At 72.5% G+C, this 20,958-nt stretch carries 19 protein-coding genes and 1 pseudogene; 13 read left to right on the plus strand and 7 right to left on the minus strand.

The features are described from left to right. Positions 1 to 6: 6 nt before the first annotated feature. The gene (coaA, locus tag ACIBTS_RS29940) at positions 7 to 975 is read right to left on the minus strand and encodes a type I pantothenate kinase (protein ID WP_399323442.1); all 969 of its coding nucleotides are present in this window, start codon (positions 973 to 975) and stop codon (positions 7 to 9) included. Positions 976 to 1,149: 174 nt separating this feature from the next. Between coaA and glmS the strand changes: the two genes are divergently transcribed. Continuing rightward, on the plus strand, positions 1,150 to 2,997 hold the full coding sequence (gene glmS, locus ACIBTS_RS29945; protein WP_399323444.1) for a glutamine--fructose-6-phosphate transaminase (isomerizing): 1,848 nt from the start codon (positions 1,150 to 1,152) through the stop codon (positions 2,995 to 2,997). 11 nt (positions 2,998 to 3,008) lie between these two features. Here the strand turns inward: glmS and ACIBTS_RS29950 are convergent. Further along, positions 3,009 to 3,227: pseudogene (locus ACIBTS_RS29950) on the minus strand (hypothetical protein); the annotation flags it as partial. Between the two features lie 280 nt (positions 3,228 to 3,507). On the opposite strand from ACIBTS_RS29950, the gene ACIBTS_RS29955 reads away from it, so the two are divergent. Next, a complete protein-coding gene (locus tag ACIBTS_RS29955) occupies positions 3,508 to 3,978 on the plus strand; it encodes a hypothetical protein (protein ID WP_399323446.1) in 471 nt (156 codons plus the stop codon). Positions 3,979 to 4,097: 119 nt separating this feature from the next. Here the strand turns inward: ACIBTS_RS29955 and ACIBTS_RS29960 are convergent, their stop codons facing one another. Both ACIBTS_RS29960 and ACIBTS_RS29965 read right to left on the minus strand, forming a co-directional pair. Next, the gene (locus ACIBTS_RS29960; RefSeq protein WP_399323447.1) at positions 4,098 to 5,825 is read right to left on the minus strand and encodes a M16 family metallopeptidase; all 1,728 of its coding nucleotides are present in this window, start codon (positions 5,823 to 5,825) and stop codon (positions 4,098 to 4,100) included. Between the two features lie 6 nt (positions 5,826 to 5,831). Further along, on the minus strand, positions 5,832 to 6,785 hold the full coding sequence (locus tag ACIBTS_RS29965) for a hypothetical protein (protein ID WP_319672954.1): 954 nt from the start codon (positions 6,783 to 6,785) through the stop codon (positions 5,832 to 5,834). A 147-nt stretch (positions 6,786 to 6,932) separates the two neighbouring features. On the opposite strand from ACIBTS_RS29965, the gene ACIBTS_RS29970 reads away from it, so the two are divergent. The 7 genes from ACIBTS_RS29970 to ACIBTS_RS30000 all read left to right on the plus strand — a co-directional run bounded on the left by ACIBTS_RS29970 (position 6,933) and on the right by ACIBTS_RS30000 (position 13,576). Beyond that, entirely contained in the window at positions 6,933 to 7,304 is a 372-nt protein-coding gene (locus ACIBTS_RS29970; protein ID WP_319334058.1) for a holo-ACP synthase, read from the plus strand. 45 nt (positions 7,305 to 7,349) lie between these two features. Next, positions 7,350 to 8,789, plus strand: a complete 1,440-nt coding sequence (locus ACIBTS_RS29975) for an NAD(P)H-hydrate dehydratase (RefSeq protein ID WP_399323450.1) — start codon at positions 7,350 to 7,352, stop codon at positions 8,787 to 8,789. A gap of 571 nt (positions 8,790 to 9,360) precedes the next feature. Beyond that, positions 9,361 to 10,236, plus strand: a complete 876-nt coding sequence (locus tag ACIBTS_RS29980; protein ID WP_399323451.1) for a L,D-transpeptidase family protein — start codon at positions 9,361 to 9,363, stop codon at positions 10,234 to 10,236. 79 nt (positions 10,237 to 10,315) lie between these two features. Further along, positions 10,316 to 11,479, plus strand: a complete 1,164-nt coding sequence (gene alr, locus ACIBTS_RS29985; RefSeq protein ID WP_399323453.1) for an alanine racemase — start codon at positions 10,316 to 10,318, stop codon at positions 11,477 to 11,479. A gap of 54 nt (positions 11,480 to 11,533) precedes the next feature. Continuing rightward, on the plus strand, positions 11,534 to 12,787 hold the full coding sequence (locus ACIBTS_RS29990) for an alpha/beta fold hydrolase (protein ID WP_399323455.1): 1,254 nt from the start codon (positions 11,534 to 11,536) through the stop codon (positions 12,785 to 12,787). Next, entirely contained in the window at positions 12,753 to 13,286 is a 534-nt protein-coding gene (gene tsaE, locus ACIBTS_RS29995) for a tRNA (adenosine(37)-N6)-threonylcarbamoyltransferase complex ATPase subunit type 1 TsaE (RefSeq protein ID WP_319676841.1), read from the plus strand. Before ACIBTS_RS29990 ends, tsaE begins: the two co-directional genes overlap by 35 nt. A 119-nt stretch (positions 13,287 to 13,405) precedes the next feature. After that, on the plus strand, positions 13,406 to 13,576 hold the full coding sequence (locus ACIBTS_RS30000; RefSeq protein ID WP_399323457.1) for a hypothetical protein: 171 nt from the start codon (positions 13,406 to 13,408) through the stop codon (positions 13,574 to 13,576). 15 nt (positions 13,577 to 13,591) lie between these two features. Here ACIBTS_RS30000 and ACIBTS_RS30005 read toward each other — a convergent pair whose 3' ends face one another. Continuing rightward, positions 13,592 to 14,146 carry a L,D-transpeptidase gene (locus ACIBTS_RS30005; RefSeq protein ID WP_319676843.1) on the minus strand — a complete coding sequence of 185 codons (555 nt, stop codon included), beginning with the start codon at positions 14,144 to 14,146 and terminating at the stop codon, positions 13,592 to 13,594. A 136-nt stretch (positions 14,147 to 14,282) separates the two neighbouring features. Here ACIBTS_RS30005 and tsaB point away from each other — a divergent pair, with 136 nt between their 5' ends. The 4 genes from tsaB to ACIBTS_RS30025 are packed head-to-tail and all read left to right on the plus strand — an operon-like array spanning position 14,283 to position 16,884. Continuing rightward, positions 14,283 to 14,936 (plus strand): tRNA (adenosine(37)-N6)-threonylcarbamoyltransferase complex dimerization subunit type 1 TsaB, encoded by a 654-nt coding sequence (tsaB, locus tag ACIBTS_RS30010; protein WP_319676844.1) that lies wholly within the window; start codon positions 14,283 to 14,285, stop codon positions 14,934 to 14,936. Between the two features lie 41 nt (positions 14,937 to 14,977). Beyond that, on the plus strand, positions 14,978 to 15,472 hold the full coding sequence (gene rimI / locus ACIBTS_RS30015; protein WP_079664841.1) for a ribosomal protein S18-alanine N-acetyltransferase: 495 nt from the start codon (positions 14,978 to 14,980) through the stop codon (positions 15,470 to 15,472). Then, a complete protein-coding gene (gene tsaD, locus ACIBTS_RS30020; protein ID WP_399323458.1) occupies positions 15,465 to 16,562 on the plus strand; it encodes a tRNA (adenosine(37)-N6)-threonylcarbamoyltransferase complex transferase subunit TsaD in 1,098 nt (365 codons plus the stop codon). The genes rimI and tsaD overlap by 8 nt, the downstream gene beginning before the upstream one ends. 10 nt (positions 16,563 to 16,572) lie before the next feature. After that, the gene (locus tag ACIBTS_RS30025; protein ID WP_399323460.1) at positions 16,573 to 16,884 is read left to right on the plus strand and encodes a hypothetical protein; all 312 of its coding nucleotides are present in this window, start codon (positions 16,573 to 16,575) and stop codon (positions 16,882 to 16,884) included. On the opposite strand, the gene ACIBTS_RS30030 is transcribed toward ACIBTS_RS30025, so the two are convergent. Further along, entirely contained in the window at positions 16,833 to 17,756 is a 924-nt protein-coding gene (locus tag ACIBTS_RS30030) for a peptidoglycan-binding protein (RefSeq protein WP_399323461.1), read from the minus strand. The genes ACIBTS_RS30025 and ACIBTS_RS30030 overlap by 52 nt on opposite strands. A gap of 874 nt (positions 17,757 to 18,630) precedes the next feature. Beyond that, a complete protein-coding gene (locus tag ACIBTS_RS30035) occupies positions 18,631 to 20,943 on the minus strand; it encodes a glycoside hydrolase family 3 N-terminal domain-containing protein (protein WP_399323463.1) in 2,313 nt (770 codons plus the stop codon). Positions 20,944 to 20,958: the final 15 nt, after the last annotated feature.

Raw genomic sequence — 20,958 nt, forward strand, 5'->3', positions numbered from 1 at the left:
TAGCCGTCAGAGTTTGCGCAGGCTGAGGCGCTGGACCTTGTGGTCCTGGCCCTTGCGGACGACGAGGGTGGCGCGGCCGCGGGTGGGGGCGATGTTCTCCACCAGGTTGGGCTTGTTGATGGTGCGCCAGAGGGTGCGGGCGTAGTCGACGGCCTCCTCCTCCAAGACCTGGGTGTACTTCCTGAAGTAGGAGTCCGGGTTCTGGAAGGCGGTCTGACGCAGTTTCCGGAACCGGTTGAGGTACCAGCGCTCGATGTCCTCGGCGCTCGCGTCGACGTACACGCTGAAGTCGAAGTAGTCGGCGAGGCCGACGCGGGTGCGGCCGTCCTTGCCGGGCAGGGCGGGCTGCAGGACGTTCAGGCCTTCGACGATGAGGATGTCGGGGCGGCGGACGGTGAGCTTGCGGTCGGGCACGATGTCGTAGATCAGGTGGGAGTAGACGGGGGCCGTGACCTCGTCCTTGCCCGCCTTGATGTCGGCCACGAAGCGGGTCAGCGCGCGGCGGTCGTAGGACTCGGGGAAACCTTTCCGCGACATCAGGCCGCGGGCCTCCAGTTCCCGGGTGGGCAGCAGGAAGCCGTCCGTGGTCACCAGCTCCACGCGGGGGTGTTCCGGCCAGCGGGAGAGGAGGGCCTGGAGGAGGCGGGCGACCGTGGACTTCCCCACGGCCACGGAGCCCGCGACGCCTATGACGAACGGGGTGCCGGACTGGGAGCCCTGTTCGCCGAGGAAGGTGTTCAGGGCGCCGCGCAGACCGTCCGTCGCGCCCACGTAGAGGTTGAGGAGGCGGGAGAGCGGGAGGTAGATGTCGCGGACCTCGTCGAGGTCGATGACGTCACCGAGTCCGCGCAGTTTCTCGACCTCCTCGGCCGTCAGCGGCAGCGGTGTCTTCTCGCGCAGCGCGCTCCACTCGCTTCGGGTGAGGTCGACGTAGGGAGTCGCCTCCGGCCTGTGCCGGTGGGCGCTCCGGGGCATCGGGGAGACCGGAGAGATCACACTCCATTGTGAACGGAGTTTGAACGGGGCGGTGGGTGGGGTCGGTCACGCTCTGGCCGGCCCTGCCGTGCGGGGGCGTACAGCCGTGGGAATTTCCGAAATCGGGCACGTGGAGGCTCTTTCGGGGCGGGATTCGGTCGTAGGCTGCCGCGCATGTGCGGAATCGTGGGATACGTGGGGTCTCAGTCGGCGCTCGACGTCGTCATGGCCGGGCTGAAGCGGTTGGAGTACCGGGGGTACGACTCGGCGGGGGTCGCCGTGCCTGCCGACGGGGGGCTCGCCGCGGCCAGGAAGGCGGGCAAGCTCGTCAACTTGGAGAAGGAGCTGACGGAACGGCCGCTGCCGGCCGGGACGACGGGCATCGGGCACACGCGCTGGGCCACGCACGGCGGGCCCACCGACGCCAACGCCCATCCTCATCTCGACAACGCGGGACGCGTCGCCGTCGTGCACAACGGGATCATCGAGAACTTCGCGGTGCTGCGGGCCGAGCTGGCCGAGCGGGGGCACGAGCTGCTCTCCGAGACCGACACCGAGGTCGTGGCGCATCTGCTCGCCGAGGAGTTCTCCGTGACCTCCGACCTGGCGGAGGCGATGCGGCTGGTGTGCCGGCGGCTGGAGGGGGCGTTCACGTTGGTCGCGGTCCACGCGGACGAGCCCGGTGTGGTGGTGGGGGCGCGGCGGAACTCACCGCTGGTGGTGGGCGTTGGAGAGGGTGAGGCCTTTCTCGCCTCGGACGTCGCCGCGTTCATCGCCCACACGCGGTCGGCGATCGAGCTGGGTCAGGACCAGGTGGTGGAGCTGCGCCGGGACGGCGTGACGGTGACCGGGTTCGACGGCCGTCCGGCGGACGTGCGTGCCTACCACGTCGACTGGGACGCGTCGGCCGCGGAAAAGGGGGGTTATGACTACTTCATGCTCAAGGAGATCGCCGAGCAGCCCAAGGCTGTCGCCGATACCCTGCTGGGCCGCATCGACGCCTCGGGGGCGCTGACCCTCGACGAGGTGCGGATCCCGCCGTCGGAGCTGCGGGAGGTCGACAAGGTCGTCATCGTCGCGTGCGGTACGGCCTTCCACTCGGGCCTCATCGCCAAGTACGCCATCGAGCACTGGACGCGGATCCCGTGCGAGGTGGAGCTGGCCAGCGAGTTCCGGTACCGGGATCCGATCCTGGGCTCACGGTCGCTCGTCATCGCCATCTCCCAGTCCGGCGAGACGATGGACACGCTGATGGCGCTGCGGCATGCGCGCGAGCAGGGGTCCAAGGTGCTGGCCATCTGCAACACCAACGGCTCGACCATCCCGCGTGAGTCGGACGCGGTGCTCTACACGCACGCCGGGCCGGAGGTGGCGGTCGCCTCGACGAAGGCGTTCCTGACGCAGCTGGTCGCCTGCTATCTGGTCGCCCTGTACCTCGGCCAGGTGCGCGGCACCAAGTGGGGGGACGAGATCCAGTCCGTCATCCGGGACCTCGCGCGGATCTCCGGCGCGGTCGACCAGGTGCTGGAGACCATGGAGCCGGTGCGGGAGCTGGCGCGCTCGCTCGCCCACAAGGACACGGTGCTGTTCCTGGGGCGGCACGTGGGGTATCCCGTCGCCCTGGAGGGTGCGCTGAAGCTGAAGGAGCTGGCGTACATGCACGCCGAAGGGTTCGCCGCGGGGGAGCTGAAGCACGGGCCGATCGCTCTCATCGAGGAGGACCTGCCGGTGGTGGTGGTCGTGCCGTCGCCGCGCGGGCGGTCCGTCCTCCACGACAAGATCGTGTCCAACATCCAGGAGATCCGGGCGCGGGGTGCGCGGACCATCGTCATCGCGGAGGAGGGCGACGAGGCGGTCGTGCCGTACGCCGACCATCTGGTGTGGACTCCGGTGACGCCGACGCTGCTGCAACCGCTGGTGGCCACGGTCCCGTTGCAGGTGTTCGCGTGCGAGCTGGCGACGGCCCGGGGCAACGAGGTGGACCAACCGCGCAACCTGGCGAAGTCGGTGACGGTCGAGTAGGTCAGGAACGCGTCGAAGGCCTCGGCCGGGAAGGCCAGGGTTGCCCTGGCCGGGGCTTTCGTGACGCGCAGAGAGGTGGGGGTGGGGGTGGTGGCGATTTCGGCGCAGGCGTCGCTGTCGCCCTCCATCGGATGAGGAGGCCGCCGAAAGCGGGCGCGGTCCCGCGATCGTCCAGGCCTGCTCCTGTCGCTCGCACTGCGGGCCATGTCGATTCGGCAGTCTGGGCGCATACAAGCGGGCGTGAACGCGGAACGCCGCCTGAGGGCGAGGACCTCCCGGCCGGTCCCGCCTTGGACCACTCGTTCACCGTATTGGTCGCCCCGGTCCCGGCTGACCGTCACCGCTCCGCTCTGAGCTGGGCTTTCTGTAGATCACGGGCTGTCGGCGGCTCTCTCGGCCCGCGGTGGACAGCGGGACCGGAGTTGCAGACGGTCACGCCTCGTGGCGTCGTGAACACGGGGGCAGAAGCCCCCACCAGCTTGTTCACTCGCACACAAGGAAAGGCGCGGAATGCCATCTCTCAAGCGCTTCGGGTCCGCTGTCGTGTCGGCCGCGGTTCTGACCTCTCTGGCCGTTGCCATAGCCCCGGCAGCCACAGCGGACACGGGCCTGCCCATCCCTCAGCCCGTCGTCCAGGAATCGAAGAAGCTGACGTGCGCCGAACTGACCGTTCAGCTCTCCACGCAGTTGCAGGCCGCTCAGACAGCGCTCGCCCTTGCGACTCCGGACGTCGTTGCGGCCCAGACGGCCATCACCGCGGCCCAGGCCACGGTCGTACAGCTCCAGGCACAGGGGTGCCTCCCGGCGACGCCCTCGCCGACCTGCGCGGCTCTCGCCCTCCAACTGCAGCAGAACCTGCAGGCCCTGAACACCGCACTGACCACCTTCCCGATCAACCAGACCCAGGTCGCCCTGGCGTTGACCGCGGTGATCAGCACCAGCGCCCAACTGCAGGCCAACCACTGCACGGCCGCCTCGTGACCGCAGGCCGGTAGCTCACTGAGCAAGCCCGGCCTCACGGTCCCCCAGCGGTGTTGGGTTCGGCGGCTGCGCACCGCCGAACCCAACACTGTGTTCAGCGTTCCTCCTGGCGAAGAGGGTCAGGAGCGGCCGCGGCGCTTGCGGGCTCGGTACAGGGCCACCGTGGCCGCAGCCATCGGCAGGGCCAGGATCCAGACGCCGACGACCGCGTCCCACTCCGGGTCGGCGGCCCCCGACTCGTCGGCGGTGATCACCGCGCAGAGCAGGCCCCAGGTCGCCGCCAGCAGGCCCACGAGCCAGAGGGCGGCGGTCCAGGCCCAGGTGGAGCGGGCGGTGGCCGAGGACTGGGGTGCGGACGTCCGTTTGCGGGGCTGGGGGATGTGGTCGGGCTCACGGGCCGGCATCCGTACCATCGCCTGCGCGGGGACCGCCGCGTCCAGCGCCGCTATCCGGTCCGGGGTCACTCCCCGGTACAGGGTGGGTTCCACCGTGACCGAGAACCCGTCGTGGCCGGTGAGGGTACGAGCGCCGTCGGGGCGGGCGCCCATCGCCGAGCAGGCGTCGTAGCGGACGGTGATCGGGCCCCTCGGCGTCAGCAGGCTCACGCCCTCGGCGCCGATGACCAGGGTGACCTGCTCGTCCTCCAGGGACTGGTGGCGGGTGCCGGTGACCGAGGTCGTGGAGAACTGGGGGGCGAGGGTGAAGCCCGCCCAGTCGACGCCCCGGCCGGGGACCTGGAGCAGCGCGCCGTCCCAGGTCTCGCGGGCGACCTCGCGCAGGTCGTCCAGCGTCACCGCGTTCAGCTCCGCCCTGTGCTGCTCGGGGGTGAGGATGCGGTGCCCTAGCAGCAGGCTGAGCGCGTACGAGGGGAGGGCGGCGGCGCCGAGGTCGGGGGTGTCGTACATCTTGAGGAGCTTGGTGCGGGCCGAGTCGAGTTCCGTCTGCTCGATGCGGCCCGCGCGCAGGCGGGCGAGGGTGTCGACGAAGCCGCCGACGACCGCGTCCTGCTTCTGCGGGAGGGAGTCGGCGTAGGCGGTGAGGGTGGCGAAGTCGGCGTCGCGCGGGCTGTAGTCGGCCTCCGCGGAGTAGGAGTAGCCGCCCTCCTGGCGCAGGTCCTGGAAGAGGGCCCGGCCGAGGACGTCCGCGAAGACGCTGGCCGCGGTGGAGCGGCGCAGCACGGACGTGAGGACCACATGGCCGTCGTCGCCGCTGATGTACGCGGGGGTCGTGGGCAGTGCGCTGGTCGCGGCGGGGGCCGGGAAGCGTGCGCCCTCGGGGAGGGTGAGGTCGAGGCCCTCGGGGACGTGGTCGCTGGTGATCCACAGCACCGCGTTGTCCCGGGTGAAGCGGGTCTGCGCCCAGTGGCGTACCTGGTCGGGCGTCAGGCTCCAGGTGCCCAGCTCGTTGTAGCTGGTCAGGCCGTAGCCCTGCGCGCCGTAGCGCCACAGGGGCATCTGGTGCTGGGGGCCGCCGCCGCGGCCGGCCGCCTCCGTGCGGAGGATCTCCTTCTCCGTCTCCAGCCGCTCCATCGGCAGGTCGCGCAGCCCCGCGCACACGCTGTTGAGGTACTTGACGACCTCCTCCTCGCTGCCGGTGACGTGGAAGAGGGTGTACGCGTTCGCCGTCGCGCCGTTGTAGTGCAGGTCGGACAGGCCGAGGCGGTGCAGGGCGAGGTGCTCGACGAGATGGGTGAGGCCGGCGGTGGCCAGGGTCTCGTCGGCGCGGCCCACCCGGAAGAAGAGACCGGCGGTGATCTCGTTGCCGGAGGCCGGGGCGTAGAGGGTGGGGATGTGGTCGGTGGTGGTGTGGGAGATCAGGCCGTCGAGGGCGTGCAGTTCGGTGGTCATCGGTGGTCAGGCCCCCAGCGCGGACTTGCGGAACTTCAGGAACGCCGACTTCTTGTCGGGCAGGTACTGCCACGGGAACTCGGTCGCACGGTCGCCGAGGAAGGCGAAGTGCGGGGCCGCGTCCGCGAAGTGGCCGCCGACCGAGAAGGCGAACGCGAACGCGCTGTGCGCGCCGATCGAGTTCCAGTCGGGCCGGTGACCGGGGTGCAGTACGGAGACCCGGGCGGCGTTGCGCAGATCGTCGCGGACCGGCAGGCCCCGCATGTACGCGGTGCGCTCGCCGCTGTCCAGGTCGAGCCAGTGCTCGATGTGGGCGAGGGCGACCAGGGCGCCGGAGTTCGCGCCGTCGGGGGCGGCGGTCGCGCACTCGCGGGCGAAGCCGTGCGCCGCGTCCCAGGAGCCGCTCCACTTCGGGCACAGCTGCTGGAGCAGTTGCGTCTGGGCGCGGTAGTGGTGCGGGTGGTGGGCGGACAGCCGGTCGTAGCGGCGGCGGGCCTCCGCCTGGCCCAGTTGCAGGCCGCGCGCGGTCATCAGACGGGCGGTCCAGGCGGGGGCATACGCGGGCTGCTCGGCGCAGACCCCGATCAGGAGTTGCTCGGCCCGGCGCAGCCAGTCGTGGAACTGGGTGAACTGGTCCTGCGAGACGTGCTGGGCGCGGGCGCCGCTGCGGATGTCCCAGCCGATGTAGACGTACCGCTCGGCGAGGAGTGTGCGGGGCAGCGGGTCGCCGGGGAGGTCGGCGGCCGCCCGCTCCAGGAAGTTCTCCACGCCGGCGATGTCGGCGACGAGACTGGAGGCGGAGGCGAGCTGGTCGACCGACTCGAGCGCCGCGAAGCAGGCCCGAACGGCCTGCCAGTCCCCGGCCTGCGCGGCGGTGCGCAGCGGGATCAGCTCGGGTGTGTTGTCGTACGGGTCGAACGTCGGACCCGAAGAGCCCGCGCTCATGGGTGTGCTGGTCATTCCTCCGCGCCCCCTGGCGTTGCTGTCCGCGGCGCGCGGGCTGGCCCCCCAGGGCGCGCGGCGGTGAAAGTCTGGATCCGACTTGACGTGATCAAGTCGCCGCAGGCTAGCAGCCGCCTGTGACAGTCCGGCCGTAGGGTGCTCGGCATGAGCATCATCGGGGTCGGTATCGACGTGGCCGAGATCGAGCGGTTCGCGGCGTCGCTGGAACGGACGCCGGGGCTCGCCCAGCGGTTGTTCCTGGACAGCGAGCTGTTGCTGCCGAGCGGGGAGCGCAGGGGGGTCGCCTCGCTGGCGGCGCGGTTCGCGGCGAAGGAGGCGCTCGCCAAGGCGCTGGGGGCGCCGCCGGGGCTGTTGTGGACGGACGCGGAGGTGTTCGTCGAGGACAGCGGACGGCCGCGGCTGCGGGTGCGGGGGAGTGTCGCCGCGCGGGCGGCCGAACTGGGGGTGACGGGGTGGCATGTGTCGTTGAGTCATGATGCGGGCGTCGCTTCGGCGGTGGTGGTGGCCGAGGGGTGAGGCGACCGCGTGCGGCGGTGGGGGCGGGCGGGGCAGACTCGACGTATGCGTACTGCCTACTGCGTCGAGACCGTCCGTCGTGCCGAGCGGGAGCTGATGGCCCGGGTTCCTGAAGGGGCTCTGATGCAGCGGGCCGCCGCCGGGCTCGCCGCCTCCTGCGTGGACCTGCTCGGGCGGGTGTACGGGCGGCGGGTCGTGCTGCTGGTGGGCAGCGGGGACAACGGGGGTGACGCCCTGTACGCCGGGGCTCGGCTGGCCCGGCGGGGGGCGGGGGTGAGCGCGGTGCTGCTCGCGCCCGAGCGCACGCATGCCGGGGGGCTGGCGGCGCTGCGTCGGGCCGGTGGGCGCACGGCCCTGCCCGGCGGCGCCGAGGAGGTCCTGCGGCGGGCCGATCTCGTGCTGGACGGCATCGTCGGGATCGGCGGGAAGGGCGGACTGCGGCCGGACGCCGCCGCGCTGGCCACGGTCGTCGCCGACACGCGGGCCCTCGTCGTCGCCGTCGACCTGCCCAGCGGCGTCGACGCCGACACCGGCGAGGTGCACGGGAGCGCGATCCGCGCCGATCTGACCGTCACCTTCGGCACGCACAAGCCGGGGCTGCTCGTCGATCCCGCGCGGGAGTACGCCGGGTCGGTGCGGCTCGTCGACATCGGGCTGAGGGACGCGCTGCCCGCCGCGCCCGAGCTGGAGGCCCTGCAGCACGCGGACGTCGCGGCCCTGCTGCCGGTGCCGGGCGGGGAGAGCGACAAGTACCGGCGGGGGGTCGTGGGGATCGCCGCCGGGTCCGCCCGCTATCCGGGGGCCGCCGTGCTGGCCGTGGCGGGGGCGCTGCGGGGCGGGGCGGGGGCCGTGCGGTACGTGGGTCCGGCCGGGGACGCGGTCATCGCGCGGTTTCCCGAGACGCTCGTGTCCGACCGGGGGCCGAAGCAGGCCGGGCGGGTGCAGGCGTGGGTCGTCGGGCCGGGGGCCGGGGACGACGCGGGGACGGTGGCGGAGGTGCTGGCCGCGGAGGTGCCGGTGCTGATCGACGCGGACGGGCTGCGGCTGGCGGACGCGCGTGCGGTGCGGGGGCGTGGCGCGCCCACGTTGATGACGCCGCACGCCGGGGAGGCGGCCGCGTTGCTGGGCGTGGCGCGGGAGGAGGTGGAGGGGGCCCGGCTGGCCTCGGCGCGGGAGCTGGCGGCGCGGTACGGGGCGACCGTGCTGCTGAAGGGGGCGACGACGTTGGTCGCGCAGGCCGGGGGCGAGGGCGTGGTGCGGGTGAACGCCACGGGGACGGCCTGGCTGGCGACGGCCGGCAGCGGGGACGTCCTGTCGGGGCTCGCGGGGTCGTTGCTCGCGGCCGGGCTGACCCCACTGGACGCGGGCAGCGTCGGAGCCTACCTGCACGGCCTGGCCGGCCGCTTCGCGGCCCAGGGAGCACCGATCGGCGCGCACGACGTGGCCGGGGCGATTCAAGAGGCCTGGCGCGACGTACGGGCCTGAACGGGTCGTGCGGGGCTGGAGGGGTCGTGCGGGGCTGGAGGGGGTGGCGCCGGGTGGGGCCGGCACGCCGATGATCGGGATGAACACCACGCCAGTCGGTCTTCCTGCCGTTGTCCGTCACGTCTTCGCCTTCCACTTAAGACCCATCTCCCCTTGAGTCTCATCACATCTCCTGTACGTACTTCGACAGCGCGCGGTGCGCTGCTGGACGTGATGATGAAGGAGGATTCCGTGCATAAACCGGAACGGAAGTTTCACCGGGGAAACACGATCCTCGGATTCTCCTCAAACCCTCTTGACCTGGAGGAAGAGAGGGTGGGCGGACCTTCAAGGTTTGGCTGAGGCGGCAGAAACGAAATGCAAACCAGGTTTCGGAAATGAGCTCAGAACGGACGGGCTGGTTCGCCCGTGGATTTCCCTGCGGAACTCGGCCGCGATTACCGGCCGTCGGAGATTCTGGCTGATCGTTATCTGTGCGACGCACCTCCTTCCGGGTGGCTTGGGGGTGGCTTACGGGTGACCCGCCGCGCGCCACTGCCCGGACGCCGGAGCCCCGCGTTTGGCTGATCGCATGATCAGCACACGAACCGCCGCCGCCGTCCTTCTCGCCGTCGCGTCCCTCCTGTCCTGCCCGGGCGCCGCCCGCGCCGCCCCCGCGCCCCCCGACCTGTGGACCCAGCTCGTGCCCGGTGTGCCGCCGGGGTCGTATCAGCCCTGGCAGATCGCAACCCCCGATCAGCTGGTCGCCCCCAGGATGTACGAGTCGACCGCCGCCGAGGACGCCGTCGAGCCGCCGGACGCCGCCGCGGGGACGTACGCGCTGGTCGAGTACGTGCCGTTGGAGGAGGTCGCCGCGCGGACGGCGTGCACCAAGCGGACCGGGCCCTACCAGCGGGCGGTCGAGCGGTGGCTGAAACTGAAGGTGGACGGGAAGCAGTCCGCCGCCGACTGCAAGGCCGTCCGCGCGTTCCAGCAGGCGCAGAAGATCCAGCCCGCCATCGGGTTCGCGGGGCCCGTGACCTGGGCGCGGATGCAGCTGATCTCCGCCGGGAAGAACCCGAACGCCGGCAAGAAGTGCCCGGTGCGGACCTACCGGGTCGCCTGCGTCGACCTCGACCGGCAGGTGACCTGGGTGCAGAAGGGGGCGAAGGTCGTCTTCGGGCCGGTGTCCATGCGCAGCGGGCGGGCCGTCCATCCCACCCGCAAGGGCTGGCACACCGTCTACTGGCGGCACAAGAACCATGTGTCGACGCTCTACGGCACCCCCATGCCGTACGCCCAGTTCTTCGACGGCGGACAGGCCTTCCACGCCGTCTACGGCACCCTCCACACCGTCATCGGCTCCATGGGCTGCGTCAATCTCACCCTCGGTGACGCGCGCGCACTGTGGGGCGTGCTGAAGAACGGCGACAAGGTCTACGTCTGGGGGCACCGGCCCGGCACATGAGCCGGCGCCGCCCCGGCACCCTGCCGTACTCGGCCCGGTACTCGGGGGGCTGTCCGAGCGCTCTGAGACACTGGGCGCGATGAGTGAGACTGCCAAGCCGCCCGCCCACCCCGCGCGCGCCCGTGCCGAGATCGACCTGGCCGCGCTGCGGGCCAATGTGCGGACCCTGCGTGCCAAGGCGCCGGGAGCGGAGTTCATGGCCGTGGTGAAGGCCGACGGGTACGGGCACGGGGCCCTGCCGTGCGCCCGGGCCGCCGTCGAGGCCGGTGCCGCCTGGGTGGGCACCGCCACGCCCGAGGAGGCGCTGGCGCTGCGCGCGGACGGCGGGCTGCCGGCCGACGTCAGGATCATGTGCTGGCTGTGGACCCCGGGCGGACCCTGGCGGGAGGCCGTCGAGGCCGACCTCGACGTGTCCGTGAGCGGACTGTGGGCGCTGCGCGAGGTCGAGGAAGCGGCACGGGCCGCCGGGCGGGCCGCCCGGGTGCAGCTCAAGGCCGACACCGGGCTCGGGCGCAACGGCTGCCAGCCCGCCGACTGGCCCGAACTGGTCGGCGAGGCGCTGCGGGCCGAGGCGGAGGGGCTGCTCCGCGTCACGGGGCTGTGGTCGCACTTCGCCTGCGCCGACGAGCCCGGCCATCCCTCCATCGGCCTCCAGCTCGGCAGTTTCCGCCAGCTGGTGGCGTACGCCGAGGGGCAGGGCGTGCGGCCCGAGGTGCGGCACATCGCCAACTCGCCGGCCACGCTGACGCTCCCCGACACCCACTTCGACCTGGTCCGGCCGGGCATCGCGATGTACGGCGTCTCGCCCAGCCCCGAGCTGGGCTCCTCCGCCGACTTCGGACTGCGCCCCGTGATGACACTCGCCGCCTCGCTCGCCCTGGTGAAGCACGTCCCGGGCGGACACGGCGTGAGCTACGGCCATCACTACGTCACCCCCGGCGCCACCACCCTCGGGCTGGTGCCCCTCGGCTACGCGGACGGGGTGCCCCGGCATGCCTCGGGGACCGGGCCCGTGCTGGTCGGCGGCAAGTGGCGGACGGCCGCCGGACGCATCGCCATGGACCAGTTCGTCGTCGACCTCGGCGGCGACGAACCCGGGCCCGGCGCGGAGGCGCTCCTCTTCGGACCCGGCGATCGCGGCGAGCCCACGGCGCAGGACTGGGCGCAGGCGGCCGGAACCATCGGGTACGAGATCGTCACGCGCATCGGAGCGCGCGTTCCCCGCGTCTATGTGAATGAGTGACAAGACGGGTAACCCGCAGTCAGTGCACGGACATCGGCCTAGGAGGAGCGGTACGTGAGCGAGAGCAGCGCGGAGGCAGTGACGAGTGCCGCCTCGGCGGCCGTCGCCGCCGCCTCCGCCACGGGGGCGGGCGGCTGGCGCCGGGCGACCGGTATCGCCGGCGCCGCGATAGGCGTGATCGCCGCGGGCGCCGCGGCCGGTGTCGCCCTGGAACGGATGACCGTGGGCCGGGGCATGCGGGCCAAGGCCCGGCTCGCCCTCGACTCGGCGGGCCCCTACGGCGGACTGCGCGGCACCCCGGACAAGACGTACGCCGACGACGGCACCGAGCTGTACTACGAGGTCGACGACGTCGAGCCGCAGGGCGGACCGGCGGGCCGCCGGCGGCGGCTCTTCGGCCGCAAGGCGCCGCTGCCCGTCACGGTCGTCTTCAGCCACGGCTACTGCCTCAGCCAGGACTCCTGGCACTTCCAGCGGGCGGCCCTGCGCGGCGTCGTGCGGACCGTGCACTGGGACCAGCGCAGCCACGGCCGCTCGGGGCGCGGCAACGCCCAGGTCCGGGACGATGAGCCGCTCACCATCGACCAGCTGGGTCGGGACCTGAGGGCCGTCATCGACGCGGCCGTGCCCGAGGGGCCGATCGTGCTCGTCGGGCACTCGATGGGCGGGATGACGGTGATGGCGCTGGCCGCGCTGTACCCCGAGCTGATCCGTGACCGGGTCGTCGCCACCGCCTTCGTGGGAACGTCGTCCGGGCGGCTCGGCGAGGTCAACTTCGGGCTGCCGGTCGCCGGCGTGAACGCGGTGCGACGGGTGCTGCCGGGCGTGCTGAAGGCGCTCGGACAGCAGGCGGCCCTGGTGGAGAAGGGGCGGCGGGCCACCGCCGATCTCTTCGCCGGGATCATCAAGCGGTACTCGTTCGCCTCGCGGGACGTGGATCCGGCGGTCGCGCGGTTCGCGGAGCGGATGATCGAGGGCACGCCGATCGACGTGGTCGCCGAGTTCTACCCGGCCTTCACGGACCACGACAAGACCGAGGCGCTGGCCTGCTTCATCGACATGCCGGTGCTGGTGCTGGCCGGGATCGGGGACCTGGTCACGCCGAGCGAGCACAGCGAGGCGATCGCCGACCTGCTGCCGGACGCGGAACTGGTCCTGGTGCCGGACGCCGGGCACCTCGTGATGCTGGAGCACCCGGAAGTGGTCACCGACCGGCTCGCCGACCTGCTCACCCGCGCGGGCGCCGTCCCGGCGGGCGCTACCGTGAACGGCTATGGAAGCACCAGCAACACCGCACAACCCGGCTGAGCCCGACCCGGTCGGCAACGGCGTGGAGATGGTCGTCACCTCCCCTGAGCAGATGCGGGAGTTGGGTCGCCGTCTGGCCAAGCTGTTGCGGGCCGGTGATCTCGTGATGCTCAGCGGGGAACTCGGGGCGGGCAAGACGACGCTCGCCCGGGGGCTCGGCGAGGGCCTCGGGGTCCGGGGCGCCGTGACCTCCCCGACCTTCGTGATCGCCCGCGTGCACCCCTCCCTCTCGGCGGGGCCGCCGCTCGTCCACGTCGACGCGTATCGCCTGGGCGGCGGGCTCGACGAGATGGAGGACCTCGACCTGGACGTCTCGCTGTCCGACTCGGTGATCGTCGTGGAGTGGGGCGAGGGCAAGGTCGAGGAGCTGACCGACGACCGGCTCCAGGTCCGTATCCACCGGGCCGTCGGCGACACCACCGACGAGGTGCGGCACGTCACCGTCACCGGGCTGGGTGAGCGGTGGGCTTCGGCGGACCTGAGCGTCCTCACGGCGTGAACGTTCCGACAGGACGTCGGCAAAGTGTTGCGTTCGGCGTCTTGTGCGTGGTCACATGGTACCCAGTTCGAAGTTAGGCCTACCTAACTTCGCCCGCCCCCGAACCTCAGGAGGCGTCCATGTCGGCCACCGAGAAGAAGCAGCGCCAGCCGGTCGAGGTCGCCGCCGGTGTGTCCATGCGTGACCTGCTGGCCTCCTGTGCGGCGGCCGAGGCCGTCTCCACTCCGCCGCGACTGCCCGACCCGGCGACGGTCGTGGAACGGCCCGTGGAGCGCCCCAGGGCGGCGTGAGCGCGCGGCAGGGCCCTACCGGATCACGACGACCGGCTCGCCGATCGTCGCGAACTCCCACATCGCGTCGCCGTCCGCGGTGCTCTGCCGGATGCCGCCCGTGAGCATCGTCGGATCGGGCTCGGGCAGCGAGCCGTCCAGCGCCGCGCTGAAACCGATCGTCACGTCGTTCACCGTGGCGAAGCGCACCACGTGCTCGATGGGGATGCCGTCGGTGCCGGTGACGGCGCCCGCCCGGGAGGTGACGCGGTAGCTGCCCGGCCGCGGGTCCACACTGCCGGGGGCGACCTTGAACGTGCGGGTGACCTTGCCGTTCGCGCCGACCAGCCAGACCCGGTCGTCGTCCAGCGAGTACACGACCCGCTCACCCGTGCCGGAGCCGCCCGGGAGCGCCGCCGGGTGCTGCTTGTCCCGGGGCGCCTTCGGCGCCGGCGTCGCGGGGGCCTTGCTGCGCTGCGCTCCGGCGAGGTCGGCGGGCGCGCTCGCCGAGGCCCGGAAGGCGAGGAACCCGACCGTCGCCAGGGCCGCCACGGTGAGCCCGGCCACGAAAGTCGAGCTGCTGCTTGGCACCGACGACCACCTCGTCCGTTCTGTCTGCCCGACTACTGATATGTCCCGTAGGTCACGTTTCGTGGTGACGTTAGCAGTCCGTACGGGCCCCGTCGGCGCGGCGGTGTCGAGGGCGCGGGAGCCGTAGGCTGTTTGCGTGCTCTTGCTCGCTCTCGATACCGCCACCCCCGCCGTCACCGTCGCGCTGCACGACGGCACGGACGTCGTCGCCTCCTCGAGTCAGGTGGACGCCCGCCGGCACGGCGAGCTGCTGCTGCCGGCCGTCGACCGGCTGCTCGCCGGGGCCGGGCTCAGACTCGACGCCGTCACCGCGATCGTCGTCGGCGTCGGCCCCGGCCCCTACACCGGGCTGCGGGTCGGTCTGATGACCGCCGACACCTTCGGGCTCGCGCTCGGCGTCCCCGTGCACGGCCTGTGCACGCTCGACGGCCTCGCGTACGCCTCCGACCTCCAAGGACCCTTCGTGGTGGCGACCGACGCCCGCCGCAAGGAGGTCTACTGGGCGCGCTACGCCGACTCCCGGACCCGGGTCTCGGGCCCCGCTGTGGACCGGCCCGCCGACATCGCCGAGCAGGTGGCCGGGCTGCCGGCCGTCGGCGCGGGCGCGTTGCTGTACCCGGACACGTTCCCGAACGCGCACGAGCCCGAGCATGTGTCCGCCGCGGCGCTCGCGAGCCTGGCCGCTGAGAAACTGGCCGCCGGCGAGGAGCTCCCGGCGCCGCGCCCGCTGTATCTGCGCCGGCCGGACGCCCAGGTGCCGAAGAACTACAAGGTGGTCACCCCCAAGTGACCGAAGCCGTCAACCCGCCCGGCCACCCCGTGCTGCGTGAGATGCGCTGGTGGGACATCGAACCCGTGCTGGAACTGGAGAAGGACCTCTTCCCCGAGGACGCCTGGTCGCGGGGCATGTTCTGGTCCGACCTGGCCCACGCCCGCGGCCCCGAGGCGACCCGGCGCTATGTCGTCGCGGTCGACACGACGGCCGACGAGGAGCGGATCGTCGGGTACGCGGGCCTGGCCGCCGCCGGGGATTTGGCCGACGTCCAGACCATCGCCGTCGCCCGCGACCAGCAGGGCACCGGACTCGGCGGGCGGCTGCTGACGGAGCTGCTGCGCGCGGCCACCGACTTCGAGTGCGCCGAGGTCATGCTGGAGTGCCGGATCGACAACGTCCGCGCCCAGAAGCTGTACGAGCGCTTCGGCTTCGAGGCCATCGGCTTCCGGCGCGGCTACTACCAGCCGGGGAACGTGGACGCCCTGGTGATGCGCCTGACCGACCCCTCCACATCCGTGGCCGGAACACAAGGAACCGAGACCAATGGCTGACGAACCCCTGGTACTGGGGATCGAGACCTCCTGCGACGAGACCGGCGTCGGCGTCGTGCGCGGCACCACCCTGCTGGCGGACGCGATCGCCTCCAGCGTCGACGAGCACGCCCGCTTCGGCGGGGTCGTGCCGGAGGTGGCCTCCCGGGCCCATCTGGAGGCCATGGTCCCGACCATCGACCGGGCGCTGAAGGAAGCGGGGGTCAGCGCCAAGGACCTCGACGGCATCGCCGTCACCGCCGGGCCCGGCCTCGCCGGCGCCCTCCTGGTCGGAGTCTCCGCGGCGAAGGCGTACGCGTACGCCCTCGGCAAGCCCCTCTACGGCGTCAACCACCTCGCCTCGCACATCTGCGTGGACCAGCTGGAGCACGGCGCGCTGCCCGAGCCGACGATGGCGCTGCTGGTGTCCGGCGGCCACTCCTCGCTGCTGCTGTCGACCGACATCACCTCCGACGTCCGTCCGATGGGCGCGACCATCGACGACGCGGCGGGCGAGGCCTTCGACAAGATCGCCCGGGTGCTGAACCTGGGCTTCCCGGGCGGCCCGGTCATCGACCGGTACGCCAAGGAGGGCGACCCCTCGGCCATCGCCTTCCCGCGCGGACTGACCGGTCCGCGCGACCCGGCGTACGACTTCTCCTTCTCCGGGCTGAAGACGTCGGTCGCCCGCTGGATCGAGGCCAGGCGGGCGGCGGGCGAGGACGTTCCGGTGCGGGACGTGGCGGCGTCCTTCCAGGAGGCGGTCGTGGACGTCCTGACCCGCAAGGCCGTACGGGCCTGCAAGGACGAGGGCGTCGACCACCTGATGATCGGCGGCGGTGTGGCCGCCAACTCCCGGCTGCGGGTGCTGGCCCAGGAGCGCTGCGAGGCGGCCGGCATCCGGCTGCGGGTGCCGCGCCCCAAGCTGTGCACGGACAACGGCGCGATGGTGGCGGCCCTGGGCGCGGAGATGGTGGCCCGGGGGCGGGCCGCGTCCAGCTGGGACCTGTCGGCGGACTCGTCGCTGCCGGTGACCGACCCGCACGTTCCCGGCCACCCGCACGACCACGATCATGTGCACGAGGTCGGCAAGGACAACCTCTACTCATGAGGACGAGGTCATGACCGTCGCGTTGATGTGGGAGGCCCGGGCGGTCGAGGGGCGGGCCGACGCACTGCTGGCCTGGGCGCGGGCGCAGCGGCTCGCGGACGAACCCCTGCGCCGGGAGACCTTCCGCGCCCCGCAGGACCGGGTCCTGGTCATCACCTGGTGGGACGCCGCCTGCGACGATCCCGGGCTGCCCGAACTCCCGGAGCCCGACGCGGAGTTGGTGACGCGGGCGGTGCACCGGTGGCGGTTCGAGTCGGTGGAGAGCCGGTGTCAGGGCTCGTCCGTCTCCGCTTCGAGCGAGGCCCGGGTCGCGGGGCCGTAGACCCCGGACTCGTCCTGGAAGGCGGCGCGGGTGAGCTGGTACGTGCGCACCGCGCTCTCGACCTGACGGCTGTACTCGCCGTCGGCCTCACCGCCGTAGTAGCCGATCTGACGCAGGCGCAGCTGGAGCTCGACGACCTGGGGGCCGGAGTCCCCGAGGCGCAGGACCAGGGGTGTGGAGACCGTCGCGCTGGGGCTGGCGGAGGCAGTGCCGGTGGACGGGGCCGAGGGCGGGACGGCGGAGCGGGTGGGGGCTTCCGGCGTCGGGGAGGACGGGGTGGGGGAGCCGGAGGCGGTCGGCGACGACGGCTGTGTCCGCGAGGCCTGCGCAGACGACGGTCCGGCCGGCGAGGCGGCCCCGGACGTCACCTCGGGCACCGGCGCCCGGACGCCCTCGGCCGACGAGCCGTCCCGTTCGGGGGCCTTGTACAGGAGGACCGCGGCGAGCACCGCCGCGGTGACGGCGGCCGCGAGGGCCCCTGCGAGAGCCAGCAGTTGTAATCGGCGCCGGTTCGGGCGAGGCGCGTCGGAGGCGTTCGGCCGGGCCTCGGACCCGCCGCCTTCCGCACTCTCTTCGGACTCTTCGGACTCTTCGGAGGGCGGCGGCTCAACCGGCTCCGGCGAAGTCGTCACGGTGGGCGCGGCCGTGGTCTCGGGACCGGCGTCGTTGTGCTGTGGATCCTGGTCGTCGTCGCCGAGCATGACGAACGGGCGGATCCGCACCGGATCGAAGTCCTCGGCGACGGCTGCCTCCGTGGTGCGGGCGGTGCGGTGGGCGTCGGACGCGAGCCGGGCACAGGCACAGCCGGGGGTGCCGTCCGCGGCCCGGGGTGCGCCGCACAACGGGCAGACGCCACCCTGCGGTTCACTCACGTGAAGTCCCTCTCGGGGCGGGCTTCATATCCTATTCATATCTTCGACACGACATCTCCTCGCGGGGTGTTCGCGGGAGCTTCCATGTGCAATGGGTGGATGCGGTGAAGGTTGCCCGGATATTCCGTCAAGCCTCTGAAAACCCTCACTTTGCCGGGGCAAGGGTGAACAAGTCGCGCGAAGAACCTGAAAAGGGGGCGTGGCTGTGCCTCGGGACCGTCCCGGTCAACCAGTCGGACCTGGACGGGCGGGCGTCGAGGAAGCCGGCGTCGCTGAGCAAGAAGGAGAAGGAGGCGCTCGACGACAAGGCCAACGGCCGTCCCTACGACCGTAAGGCGTACAACTCGGCGAAGAAGAAGCTCGAGCAGGCCGAGAAGTACGCGGGCAGCCGCAACGGTCAGAAGAACCGCTCGCAGTCCGACAGTCTTCAGCGTTCCCGCGCACAGGGCGACGGGGCGGTGCCCGCGCAGCTTTCCGAGCGGCACCAGCCGGGTGCCGTCGGGCAGCGTGACGGGGGCCGGGCTCAGGCAGCGTGCGGTGCCCGCGTGGTGCAGGACCACCTCGATCTCACCGCGGAGCCCGTCGAGCGCCGGGTGCCACATGACACGCTGCCAGTAGCGGGCGCCGCCCCCGGGGGCCGTCAGCGCCAGCCACGTCGTCCTCGAATCCCGCCATGCCGTCATCGGACGTCGGCCGTAGCATCGCGAGGCCGAGCAGCCATTCACGGCCTCTGCGGTCGTCCGGGGCTACGCCGGATACAGGCGATACGGGGGATACGGGCGATACGGGGGCGTCCATGGTCTTCCTGTCGCGTTCCCGTCACGTGGCTGGGCGGTCGGCGGATTCTGACACGCGGGCACCCCCTCACCGCACCTCAGTTGCGCAAAACCTCCACCTCACAGTGCAGTCGCCGTTCCGTGCCCACCTCGCGCACCGGTCCGGTCAGCCGTAGCCGGGCCACCTCCCGCACCTCCGCGCTGGACGCGCCCAACCGCAGTTCCAGTGCGCCGGGTTCGACCACGCGCTTGCCGGCCCGGTCGGTGAACGCCGACAGGTCGGCGTGGAAGCGGAACGCCACCCGCGCCGACTCGCCCGCCGCCAGCTCCAGCCGCCGGTAGCCGATCAGCCGCACGTCGGGACGGGTCACGCTCGCCACCGGGTCGTGCAGATACAGCTGCACGACCTCCGCGCCCGCCCGCTCCCCGGTGTTGCGGACGGTGACGGACACGTCGTAGGAGCCGTCCGTGGGGATCTCCGCGTCGGGGCCGCTGAAGTCCTCCCACGCGAACGCCGTGTAGGAGCGCCCGTGACCGAAGGGGTACAGCGGGGTCGGGTCGAGGCTGCTGACCTCGCCCGCCAGGCCCAGCGGCGGCTGGAGGTAGGTCCAGGGCTGGCCGCCCGGCGCGCGCGGCACGCTCACCGGGAGGCGGCCCGAGGGGTTCACGCGGCCCGACAGCACTCCCGCGACTGCCGGGCCGCCCTCCTCCCCGGGGAAGAACGCCTGGACGACCGCCCCCAGCCGCCCGTCCCAGCGGCCCAGCGCGTACGGGCGGCCGGTGAGCAGGACGAGGACGACCGGGACGCCCGTCGCCACCAGCGCGTCCAGCAGCTGGCTCTGGACGCCCGGCAGATTCAGGTCGGCCACGTCGCAGCCCTCGCCGGAGGTGCCCCGGCCGAACAGTCCGGCCCGGTCGCCGAGCACGGCCACGCAGACGTCCGCCTCGGAGGCGCGCGCGATGGCCTCCGTGAACCCGGACGGGTCCGGGTCCGAGACGCCGCAGCCCTCCGTGAACGTGACCTTCGCGTCCGGGAGTTCGCTCCGCAGGGACTCCAGCAGGGTGGGGATCTCGATGCCCAGCTCCGCCTCGGGGTGCTGGGTGAGGACATGGGAGGGGAAGGAGTAGCAGCCGAGCATGGCGAGGGCGTCCGCCGCCCTCGGGCCCACCACGGCGATGCGCGTGTCGGGGGAGAGGGGGAGCAGGGCGTCGGGGTTGTCCAGCAGGACCACCGACTCCTCCGCCAGCCTGCGGGCGAGGACCCGGTTCGACGCCGGGTCGAGGTCGACCGGTCCGGCGCTCTCCTCCGGCTCGGGCCGCCAGTCCTCGTCCAGGAGGCCCAGCTCGCACTTCTGGAGCAGGACGCGGCGGGCGGCCCGGTCGACCAGGTCCTCCGGTACCTCTCCCGCCCGCACGGCGGCGACCAGCGCCTCGCCGTAGTACTTCACCGTGGGCAGCTCGACGTCGACGCCGGCCGTCAGGGCGAGCAGGGCGGTCTCGGCGGGGGTGCCGGCGACCCGGTGCAGGGTCTGCAGGAAGCCGATGCCGAAGTAGTCGGCGACGACCGTGCCCGTGAAGCCCCACTCCTGGCGCAGCAGGCGGGTCAGCAGCTCCGGGTCGGCGGAGGAGGGGACGCCGTCGCGTTCCGTGTAGGCCGCCATCACCGAGCGGGCGCCGCCTTCGCGCAGCGCCATCTCGAACGGCGGAAGGGTGACGTCGGCGAACTCGCGCGTGCCCGCCCGCACCGGTGCCTGGTTGCGGGCCCCGGCCGAGGAGGCGTACCCGGCGAAGTGCTTGAGCGTGGCGACGATCCCGGCCGACTCCAGCCCGCGTACGTAGGCCGAGCCGACCGTGCCCACCAGGTACGGGTCCTCGCCGATCGTCTCCTCGACCCGTCCCCAGCGCAGGTCGCGGACGACGTCCAGGACGGGGGCCAGACCCTGGTGGACGCCGACCGCCCGCAGGTCGCGGCCGATCGCCCGGCCCATCTCCTCCACCAGCGGCGGATCGAAGGCCGCACCCCAGGCCAGCGGGACCGGGTAGGCGGTGGCCCGCCAGGCGGTGAAGCCGGCCAGACACTCCTCGTGGGCGACCGCCGGGATGCCGAAGCGGCCGGCGGCGGCGATCCGGCGCTGGGCGAGCGCCAGCGCTCTGACGCCGAGCGCCGGGTCCACGGGGGCGGTGCCGAAGGAGCGGGTCAGCTGGCCGAGCCCCAGGGTGATCAGCTCGTCCCAGTCGTGGTCGGCGGTCATGTCGTGCTGGTGCGGGGCGACTCCGTCGCCGTCCGTCGCGGCGCCGACCCACACGCCGTACAGCTGGGCGGTCTTCTCCTCGAGGGTCATCCGGGAGAGGAGGTCGTCGACACGGGCGGCGGCGGGCAGGGCGGGGTCACGCCAGGAGGCGGTCGTCATGAGACTCCTGTCCCG

Source organism: Streptomyces sp. NPDC050121 (assembly GCF_044460385.1).
In the GTDB taxonomy this organism is placed as follows: Bacteria; Actinomycetota; Actinomycetes; order Streptomycetales; family Streptomycetaceae; genus Streptomyces; species Streptomyces soliscabiei.